Source organism: Mesorhizobium sp. M7A.F.Ca.ET.027.02.1.1 (assembly GCF_004022985.1).
Classification (GTDB): Bacteria; Pseudomonadota; Alphaproteobacteria; order Rhizobiales; family Rhizobiaceae; genus Mesorhizobium.
Genome location: NZ_RZOL01000214.1, coordinates 1 through 10,284 on the forward strand (window position 1 = coordinate 1; position 10,284 = coordinate 10,284).

8 protein-coding genes are annotated in these 10,284 nt (G+C 56.7%); all 8 read left to right on the forward strand.

What is annotated here, in order from left to right; all coding sequences use genetic code 11:
• Positions 1-122 (forward strand): aldehyde dehydrogenase family protein (locus tag EN749_RS21750; protein WP_128363623.1); only part of this gene is annotated, 122 nt, incomplete at its 5' end.
• 1,040 nt (positions 123-1,162) lie between these two features.
• Positions 1,163-1,618: a thioesterase family protein gene (locus tag EN749_RS21755; RefSeq protein WP_165778568.1), complete on the forward strand. Its 456-nt coding sequence runs from the start codon at positions 1,163-1,165 to the stop codon at positions 1,616-1,618.
• Between the two features lie 502 nt (positions 1,619-2,120).
• Positions 2,121-3,491, forward strand: a complete 1,371-nt coding sequence (locus tag EN749_RS21760) for an MmgE/PrpD family protein (protein ID WP_128363937.1) — start codon at positions 2,121-2,123, stop codon at positions 3,489-3,491.
• 525 nt (positions 3,492-4,016) lie between these two features.
• Positions 4,017-6,086, forward strand: coding sequence for a 3-hydroxyacyl-CoA dehydrogenase NAD-binding domain-containing protein (locus EN749_RS21765; RefSeq protein WP_095521166.1), 2,070 nt, complete (start codon positions 4,017-4,019; stop codon positions 6,084-6,086).
• Between the two features lie 3 nt (positions 6,087-6,089).
• On the forward strand, positions 6,090-7,277 hold the full coding sequence (locus EN749_RS21770) for an acetyl-CoA C-acyltransferase (RefSeq protein ID WP_095521167.1): 1,188 nt from the start codon (positions 6,090-6,092) through the stop codon (positions 7,275-7,277).
• Positions 7,261-8,193, forward strand: a complete 933-nt coding sequence (locus EN749_RS21775) for an ABC transporter permease subunit (RefSeq protein WP_095521168.1) — start codon at positions 7,261-7,263, stop codon at positions 8,191-8,193. Before EN749_RS21770 ends, EN749_RS21775 begins: the two co-directional genes overlap by 17 nt.
• A 31-nt stretch (positions 8,194-8,224) precedes the next feature.
• Positions 8,225-9,235, forward strand: a complete 1,011-nt coding sequence (proX, locus tag EN749_RS21780; protein ID WP_095521169.1) for a glycine betaine/L-proline ABC transporter substrate-binding protein ProX — start codon at positions 8,225-8,227, stop codon at positions 9,233-9,235.
• 55 nt (positions 9,236-9,290) lie between these two features.
• Positions 9,291-10,284, forward strand: a 994-nt coding sequence (locus EN749_RS21785) for a betaine/proline/choline family ABC transporter ATP-binding protein (protein WP_128363938.1), incomplete at its 3' end; no start/stop codon positions are given.

A 10,284-nucleotide genomic window follows, 5' to 3' on the forward strand; every position in this document is an offset into this window, starting at 1 on the left:
GGCTGATCTCCACTGAGGTTGCGCCCTTTGGCGGCATCAAGCAGTCGGGAATAGGCCGTGAAGGTTCGAAATACGGAATCGATCATTATACTGAAATGAAGTATATTTGCCTGAGCGTGTAATTGTCGCTAAATTCCGCGTGAGAAGTGCCCATCTTTATCTGACGTTATAGTCATCAGCATGATCGGGCCAGAGCCGCGCAAGCTTGAGCGATTAATAGAAGTTGCAGGGCCAACGTAACCGGCCTCGGCAACTTGCCAAGCTGGGACCGATCATACACCGACGGGCTGGTGATGCTCCAGTCCCATAAAGCAGCCGTGCGGTTTACAGCATGACTCTTGTCCCGAATTCAAAGACGGCAAAGCCACGGAGGCGCGGCGTCGCCGTCGTTGAAGAACTGCACCGTCAAGCGGGTCGTCATTGCATGGCGGGGCGATTGACGAAGTGCGACGGCAAGGTGTTCGATGAGGAGGTATCACTGTGATTGTGGCTCAGACGGCTGACTATAGAAGGTGGAAATCGCGCCTCAGTCAGCATACCAGAGGGCAATGGCGGTAAATGTCAACGATCTGACCGAAACTGTCAACGCGATTCGCGTAGCACGATCTAACTATGCTCGATAGGGCGCGTGTGAATTGCCATCGCGCGCGAGCACCGCCCGGGCAGCCCACCTGGCCGACGAGGGAAGGAATTGCTGGAACACATACCGCTAATAATACCAGTACTGATTACAGGGTTGGCAATATTACTGTGTTGAAGCAGTTGGAAGTCTCCTTGTCGCTTGGCGCGGTGATTCTCGGTCATACCGTGGCTTGGCTGCCTGTAGTTGTTAGGCTGATATACGCGCGACCGCAACGGTTCGACCGACGCCTGGAGAAAAGCAAGTTTAGATTGGGGGCAGAGCTGCACCAATGCATATGTGGTCCATGATGCGTGCAGGCTTCACGCCCGAGATCACCGCGTTGGAGCGATTACTATAAAAGTGACGTTGGGCATCGCAGGAGTCGCGTTAGCGTTCTTAAGGTTTGGGGTAGGTGGGGAAACTACCGTTGAGCCCAGCTCCAGCGACGCGACAGCATCGCCCGTTAAGCAAGTTTACGTTCGATGAGTGCCCCGTACGGGCACCACACCGAGCCGACCATCAGTCATGCAGCGGTCTGAAATGGCTAAGACGGATTTCACGTTCTCAATCCCGCTTCGCGTCCGCTGGGCGGAGGTTGATGCACAGGGAGTCGTCTTCAACGCAAACTACGTCAACTATTTCAGTCTCGCATTGTGGGAGTACATGCGGGCACTCAGGGTCCGTCTCGTGGATCGTGAAGATCATATTGATTTCCACACCGTCAAGATCAGTGCTGAGCTCAAGGCCCCCCTCCATTTCGATGACGATGTGGAGATTTTCGCCCGCGCATCCTGGACCGGACGGACGAGCCTTGCCTTCGCCCTCGAGATCTACCCTAGGGACGGTGAGACTTTGCTCAGCTCGGGCGAGATCGTTTGGGTGAGTTTCGACCGGACCACTTATCGGCCGGCGCCTATCCCCCAAGCTTTGGTTGATTTGCTGCGCGGTAGAGAAGGGGAGCGCATGCGGGTCAAGCCTTTCCTGCCGAAGGATTAGACGAGTCATGAAGGCGAATTGCCGGACGGTGCAAGCGGGGGTGAAGCTGATCACGCTCGACGGCTCGCGCCTGAACCTACTTTCTTTCGACTTTCGCGCTGTTGCCCGGAGTGCTAGGCGACAGGACGGTCGAGACGCTCATGGAGACGCTTAGCTACTACAGCTTCTCCAACAGTCGTGTTGGCTGGAGATTTGGACCGACCGCCGCGCTCGGGTTGTGGGAACCTTCCCGGACGGCCAGAGCTGCCAGAACCGGATAGCTGGACGGTGCAGGCACATCGCCGGCAGCCAGTGGTCCGCCCGAAGATAATGACGATCGACCCGCTCCACCGGAGCAGATCTCGGCCCACGGAGAAGCCGCCGCCCGAGAAAAAGCGAAAGTGTCTGGACCTAACCGGTAGAATCCTCATGGTTAACCCAAAATACCAAGAAATAGGCAGGCAGCCCTGCTACCCTCGACGCTCACAATCGCTGCGAAGCGCAAGCTCGTGTGGAGGGGGCGATGAGCGCGGCGCTTGAACGCCTAACCGCGTTTCTGTTCGAACTTCAGTTCGAGGACCTACCGAAAACGGTCGTCGCGCAAGCCGAGCGCTGTCTCATCGACCTGCTTGGCACCGCTGCCGCCGGCGCGCTCACTCCTGCGTCTCAAATTGCTCGTGACTTCTCGGCCACATTTCTCGCCGCCGGTGCTGGAACCTTAGGAGCAAGTCTCTTATTCGACGGACGTCGATGCAGCGCGGTCGGCGCGTCGCTGGCCGGCGGCATCACAATCGATGCCATCGATGCACATGATGGTCATCGTCTGGTGAAAGGGCATGTCGGATGCGCCGTGCTTCCGGCGCTTCTCGCGCTGATTCAGGACTTAGTCGTGACGCCCACCGGCCGCGAGTTTCTCACGCTGTTGGTGCAAGGCTACGAGATCGGCACCCGCGCGGGGATTGCACAGCATGCGAGCACCTCCGATTTCCATTCATCGGGATCCTGGAACTCCATCACCTGCGCCGCACTGGGAGCGCGCCTGATGCGTCTAGGCCAGGAGAAGCTTCGGCATGCGCTTGGGATTGCTGAGTATTACGGTCCGCGCAGTCCCATGATGCGCATGGTGGCTCATCCGACCATGGTGAAAGACGGTTCCGGTTGGGGCGCAATGGTTGGTGTCTCTGCCGCCCACCTTGCGCGGCAGGGCTTTACGGGCGCCCCGGCCGCCATAATCGAGAGCGAAGAGGCGGGGGCGCTTTGGGCCGATCTGGGCGTGTGCTGGCGCATCGAGGAGCAGTATTTCAAGCCATATCCGGTATGCCGTTGGGCGCATCCGGCGATTGATGCCGCGCTCGATCTGAAGCACCGGCACGCGCTTACGCCACAACAGATCGAGCGGGTTGAGATCCGAACATTTGCCGCGGCCGTCGCCCTCGGCTCGCGGGTGCCGACCGAGACCGATGCCGCGCAGTATTCCACAGCCTTCCCCGTCGCCGCCGCGCTGGCCCACGGGCAGGTGGGCACCGAAGAAATCACCGGACGTGGTTTGACCGACCCGCTCACCGCCGCCCTGCAAAAGCGCATTGTACTGGTGGAGCACGGACCCTACAGCAACGTGTTTCCGGCGGAGCGATGGGCTGAGGTCGTCGTCACCACGACGGACGGACGCCGGCTAGCTTCAGATCCAGCGACACCACGCGGTGACCCGGAATGTCCGCTCCGGACCGATGAGTTACGTTCTAAGTATCGCGCGCTGGCTAGCACTTCGCTTGAGGCCGGCAGAATGACACGTATTGAAGATGCTGTGTTCGGTCTCGCCGACGGGACAAGTGGATTGTGCGAGATACTCCAGGAGCTTTTTCGTCCACCAGACTGCCAATCACGGCTAAGCTAGGGACGTCGTGCTGTAGCTCGTCCCACCACCGGCTTTCCGAGCACTGCCGTCATCAGACTTTGCCCGACCGGTGAGAACCGCGGCAGTGTTGGCCTGAGCAGCGTTGGGCATCGGGCCGAGACTGCCTGCCCACCGCGTGGCGCAACTCGGGGCCTATCCGCTCTCCTGCTCGATGCCATGAGGCGGGTGATCCGCCTCAGAATCTCGTCGGCGACGGCGCTTCATTCTTCCATCCTTCGGCGTTACCTTGATGACTTCGCGTCGGGAGAGGGCGCTGGTGGACTTCACCTTCGCCTCGGATATCCCAGTGCTTGGGGGGCAAATCGCCCGCCCTCGCTTCCGCCTCGAGCTCGCATCCTAGGGCAAAACGGCAATATCAAGTGTCGATGGCGGCAGATGTCAAAAAAGTGGCTGAACGTGTCAATGCGATCCTAATCGCGCGGTCTAATCTCGACCGATGGAGCTCGTGTTAAACTGGTTTTGCGAGCGCCGTCATATGTAGATCGCTTTGCTGGAGAATGCTTGATGTTGGGTGCCCCTCACTACAAACTATTTGGTCGGGCTGCGGTCATCTATTTAGACAATCCTCCGGTGAATGCGATCACTGCCGTTGCTCGTGCACGGTTGAAAATTCTGATCGAGCGGTTTGCGACGAGCAAAGGCATCGATGCGATCATTCTGACGGGCGCAGGGCCGGAATTCTCTTCTGGAACTGACATTTCAAGATGCTCAGGGAAGACAGACTTTAGCGGCTTGCCGGAACTGATAACCGCGATTAAGGCGTCTGCGGTCCCCATTGTCGCGGCTCTTGAGGGTCGTGCTATTGGGGAGGCTCTGTCCATAGCGCTCGCCTGCCACGCGCGGGTTGCGACACCGAGCGTACAGCTTGCGTTTCCCGAGGCGACATGGGGGCTTGTTCCTTCAGGTGCCGCCGCTCTTCATCTGAGTGAATTGGCAGGATTGCAATGCGCCCTTGAAATGATCGTCGGGGGGAAGAACATTACCGGAAATGCCGCGCACGCGCTCGGAGTGGTTGATGAACTGGTCAGCAGCCGTGAAGCGTTGGTGGATGAGGCAATTCGGGTCGGGACGGATCGCAGTCCGAGGCGTTCAAAAAGCCCAACTGAGAAAAGTCGGCAGGATATCATTGAGGATTTCAAGCAATCGTTTCCAGCTTCCTTGAAGGCGCCGGCTGGGAAACTGGCTATGGAATGCGTCATGGGAGCCCAGTCAACTTCCCTCGAAGAAAACATCGCCATTGAAAACCGACACAACGAAAAGCTGCTCGCGGAAGCCGAGACAATAGCACTATTACATGCAAGCAAGGTCGAGCTTGCAACTGATCTGCCTCATATCCGGTCTGGGTCCGACACCATAAGTCTTCCGAAATGCGTTGCAGTGGTGGGCTTCGGCTTCATGGGTCGCGGAATTGCTATCAGCTTTGCGACAGGCGGCTTGAAGGTGTTGGTTCACGATCAAGCTGGAGATCGGCTAGCCGAGGGCCTTGAGGCCGTTGGTGCGTCGCTGAAATCCATGGTTCGGCGTGGTCGAATATCTCAGGAGCAGGCCGAGATTGCACGCAACAATATCATAGCGATTGGCGATATGGAGGCGTTAGATGAGGCCGATCTGGTTGTCGAAGCGGTCTCCGAAGACCTTGAACTAAAGAAAAGGATCTTCGCCAAGCTAGACAGCATATGTCCAAACAACACGACTTTGGTCACAAATACATCATCGCTTGATATCGATGAGATTGCAGCTGCAACAGGGCGGCCGAAAAACATTGCTGGGATGCATTTCTTCAGCCCTGCTCATCTCCTAAAGCTGGTTGAAATAGTTTCAGGCAGGGAGACAGCGGAAGGGACTATTGAGCAACTGAGAGTTGTTTCCAAGCACATTGGTAAGATCGGGGTGGTTGTCGGCAACCAGTTCGCGTTTGTAGCTAACAAACTACTTGCCGGGTACCAACGCGAAGCACTCTTTCTGTTGGAAGAGGGCGCCCTTCCGGAACAGGTCGACAGAGTGCTTCAAGAGTTTGGGTTCGCGATGGGGCCATTCGTGATGAACGACATGGCCGGAAACGATATCAGCTATCATGTAAGGCAGGCGGCGTCATATCCCGCCGGAATGCGTTATCCGCACGTCGCGGACCGGATCTACGAAGCTGGCCGCTATGGTCAGAAAACAAACAAAGGTTGGTACAGATATGAGCCGGGACAGCGCGAGGCGCATCCGGACATCGAGGTCGCGGCGTTGATCGAGTCGACATCCTCCGAGCTCGGGTTCAAAAGACGGAACATCTCCGATGACGAGATACTGCAAAGATGCCTGCTGCCTGTGGTTAACGACGCAGCTTGGCTGCTCGGTGACGGCATAGCGAGGAGTTCCGGAGACATCGATGTCGTTTGGATGAATGGGCTGGGCTTTCCACGTCGCAAGGGAGGTCCAATGTTCTGGGCCGATCATTTGGGTCCAAAACGAGTCTACGAGCGGGTCATCGAATTTCGAGAAGAACACGGCCCGGTGCTATGGGAGCCTGCCCCTCTACTGGCATTCCTTGCCAAGAGCGGTATGCGATTTGCGGATGTCAGGTGAAAGATGCGAACGGTAGCTATCGTTTCAACAGCTCGGACTCCCGTCGGCAGAGCGTACAAGGGAGCGCTGCGCGCGGTTCATCCCGTTTCGCTGGCTGCGCACGCTATTTCCCACGCTGTCGCGCGTGCTGGAATTGAACCTGGTCAAGTCGAAGACGCGATCATTGGATGCGCACTGCCTGAAGCCGCCGCGGGACGAAATATTGCCCGGCTGTCGTCAATCCGCGCAGGTCTGCCGACCTCGGTTGCGGCTGCAACTGTAAACCGAGAGTGTGCCTCCGGGCTGCAGGCAATCGCTCAGGTTGCTCATCGCATCGCCTGTGGAGAGATTGACATCGGTGTTGCGGGGGGGGTGGACTCAATTAGCCTTGTGGATAACGAGCAGATACGTCAAGGCTGGATCTCCGAGCCATGGCTCAAAACCCACAAGCCCGAAATCTACATGCCCATGCTCCATACCGCTGAAGTCGTCGCTCAGCGATACGGGATCAGACGGGAAGATCAGGACGCTTATGCGGCGCAAAGCCAACGTCGCGCTTCGGCCGCGCGGGAAGCAGGTCGATTCAGCAGCGAGATCGCGCCGATCACCATAGATGACGAACTGTACCCTGCAGGTTCGGCAAGCGTCGATAAAGATGAAGGCATCCGGCCTGGCACAACCGAGCAAACCTTGAGCGGACTTAAGCCGATCCTCGGAAGTGAGTACACGGTTACGGCCGGAAACGCCTGCCAGATGTCTGATGGCGCATCAGCATGCGTTCTAGCTGACGCGGATTACGCGGCGCGATCGGGGCTCCCCGTCCTGGGCATTTTTCGGGGATACTCGGTCGTTGGATGCGAGCCGAACGAGATGGGATTAGGACCGATATTCGCGGTGCCGCCACTGCTTAGGAAGGCGGGCTTGGCAACCAGCGATATCGACCTATGGGAGCTCAACGAGGCCTTCGCTGCCCAGGTTCTCCCCTGTCAGCATCGATTGGAGATTCCCTCTGAACGGTTGAACGTGAACGGTGGCGCGATTGCCCTTGGACATCCATACGGAATGACAGGTGCTCGCCTGACTGGCCACGGAGTTATTGAGTTGTCCCGACGAGGTGGCAAATACCTTGTCGTCACAATGTGTGTTGGTGGTGGTATGGGGGCGGGCGCATTGTTTGAAGCCGGGAGTGGTCGCGATGCCCGAAAGAATTGACCTTTTTGACCCATTTGCCTCAATCGACATTCCGGTCAGGGAATGGGTTAACAGCGGAATGGCCTGGGTCACGTCAAACTATCGTGAGGTGTTCCAGTCTATCAAGGTTCCGTTTCAGCTTCTTCTCAACGCCGTGGAACAAGCATTGCTGAGCTGTCCGCCAACTGTTTTGCTCGTGGTTGTCGGGTTGGTCGCGTGGCAGACAGGTGGGGCTGGCGTGGCGGTAGCGGTGGTCATGCCGTTGATCGTGATCGGCCTCATCGGCGCGTGGATAGAGGCGATGACGACGCTATCACTCGTCGTAAGCTGCGTTCTCGCATGCCTTATCATCGGCATTCCTCTCGGAATCCTCATGTCGCGTAGTGACAAGGTCCAAGCCGGCATGAGGCCTGTTTTGGATCTCATGCAAACGATCCCCTCATTCGTTTATCTGGTGCCAGTTGTGATGCTGTTTGGCATTGGCAAGGTCCCGGGTGCGATCGTTACGATGATATATGCGCTCCCCCCGGTGATCAGACTGACAAACTTTGGCATTCGTGAGGTCAGTCACGATCTCGTTGAAGCCGCTCGTGCGTTCGGAGCGAATGATTGGCAGGTCCTGTTTAAGGTTCAGTTGCCACAGGCGCGGCCGGCCATAATGACTGGCGTCAATCAGACAATCATGCTTGCCCTGTCGATGGTGGTTGTTTCTTCGATGATCTCTGTTCCAGGGCTGGGGCAACTCGTGTTGAGCGGTATAGGCCGCTTAGATCTCGGCCAGGCAACCGTTGGGGGTTTTGGAATTGTGATGCTGGCGATTGCGATCGACCGCCTATCACAGTCGTTTGCGCAGACGACCAGACAGCGTGTTGGCGCCACAGGGCCAGGATCGCGGCCTCTCGCGATCCTGAGCTTCCTGTTCCGTGGAACAAAATGAACAACAATAAGCAGATCTCAAGGAGGATGAAATGATCACGTCAGTTTTGAAAAAATTGGCAACCGCCGTTGCGGTGTTCACCGTCGCGCTCGCACCCGGCGTTTTGGCTCAAGATCTCCCAGGAAAAGGGATAGTAGTCCGACAGATTAAAGGCGAAGATTACACCTCGGTGTTCCAACACCTGATTGTTCAGCATGGGCTAGAAGCACTCGGCTATACGGTTGAGGAGCCTCAGATAGCGAACTATCCCACAATTCACATCGCTGTAGCAAACGGCGACGTCGATTACACGGTGCACCATTGGCAACCCCTTCATGACGCGTTCTTCGAGAATGCTGGTGGCGATAAGGTAATGACGCGGCTAGGAAACTTCACGCCCAACGTGAAGCAGGGATATCTTATCGACAAACGCACAGCTGACAAATACAGCATATCGAACATCGGGCAGCTCTCTGACCCGAAGCTTGCAGCACTTTTCGATAGTGATGGTGACGGGAAGGCCAATCTCGTGGGATGCAACCCAGGTTGGGGATGCGAGCGGATAATTGAGCATCATATGACGACCTATAAATTGCGGGATACAATCCATCATGACCAGGGCGAGTACTTTGCTCTGGTGGCTGATATGCTGGAAAGGTACAAGAATGGTCAATCAATTGTGTACTATACGTGGTCGCCAAATTGGCTGAATAATCGTCTGAAGCCTGGAACGGATGTCGTTTGGCTCAGCGTGCCCTTCTCTGCAAGCCCCGACGACCCGAACGCGAACACGGAATCTCCGGACGGCACGAACACTGGATTTGCCCCTAATACGATTCGTGTACTCGCGAACAATCAGTTTTTGGACAAAAATCCCGCAGCCAGGAAATTCTTCGAACTCGCCACGGTGCCAGTCGCGGACATTGAAGCTGAGAACAGCCTCATTGAACAAGGCGAGAAGTCTCCCGAGGATATTGAGCGCCACACGCAAGATTGGCTCAAGGCAAACCGCGCTGCGTTCGACGGCTGGGTAAGCGAGGCGCTGAAAGCAGCCAAGCCATAGAGGCCAGCACCACCAAGGCGCCTTTGTCCCCCACGCTTGGTTTAGGACCTCGAAATTGTCAGTCAAGAAGATTGAGTTCAAAAACGTCTGGAAGGTCTACGCGGCGCGCGAAGGCGATGCGCTGGAGGAGATAAAACGATCACGTCTGTGCGGCGCCCCGGCACCCCCATATGTCGTGGGCGTCGAAGACGTTAGCTTCGACATAAATGAAGGCGAGATATTTTGTATCATCGGCCTTTCCGGAAGCGGGAAATCCACCCTGCTGCGCCACATTAACGGCCTGATTAGGCCCACCGCCGGAGAGGTTATTATTAATGGGGTATCTATCAAAGAGCTGAGCGACGCACGTCTGCTGCAATTGCGTTCGCAAAAGATTGGCATGGTCTTCCAGCATGTCGCACTACTGCCGAACCGAACGGTGACGGAGAATGTCGCGCTGGGCCTGGAAATACGCGGGGTCAAGAGGGCGGAGCGGCGTCAGCTTGCCCAAGAGGCGCTGGAACGGGTTCACCTGCCACAGTGGGGCGCGTTCTATCCGGACGAGCTGTCCGGTGGAATGCAGCAGCGTGTGGGTCTAGCGCGCGCCTTGGTAACAGATCCGGAAATTCTGCTGATGGACGAACCGTTCAGCGCGTTGGATCCCATTATCAGAAGGCAGCTACAGGATCAGTTCATAGAGATCTCGGCAAAAGCGACAAAAACCACTGTATTCATCACTCATGACATTGAGGAGGCCGCGCGTTTAGGTGATCGCATTGCGATCATGAACAAAGGAAAGGTGGAACAGATCGGTACGCCGCAGGATATTCTACTGAGACCTGCGACACCCTACGTTCGAGAATTCGTGAGCCATGTCACCCTCTTGGACAAGTTGGTTGCCGGCGACATCATGCAATCAAACTCGGAGATCGTCCATTCCGCAAATGTCGCCTGTGATGGCGGTTCTATCGACGCCGAAACGCCAGTGGCAGAGGTCATACGAAGGGGTATCTCTGGAACTGGAACGCTTCTCGTTTCGAGAGGCGGTACGAACGTCGGCATGATTGGTC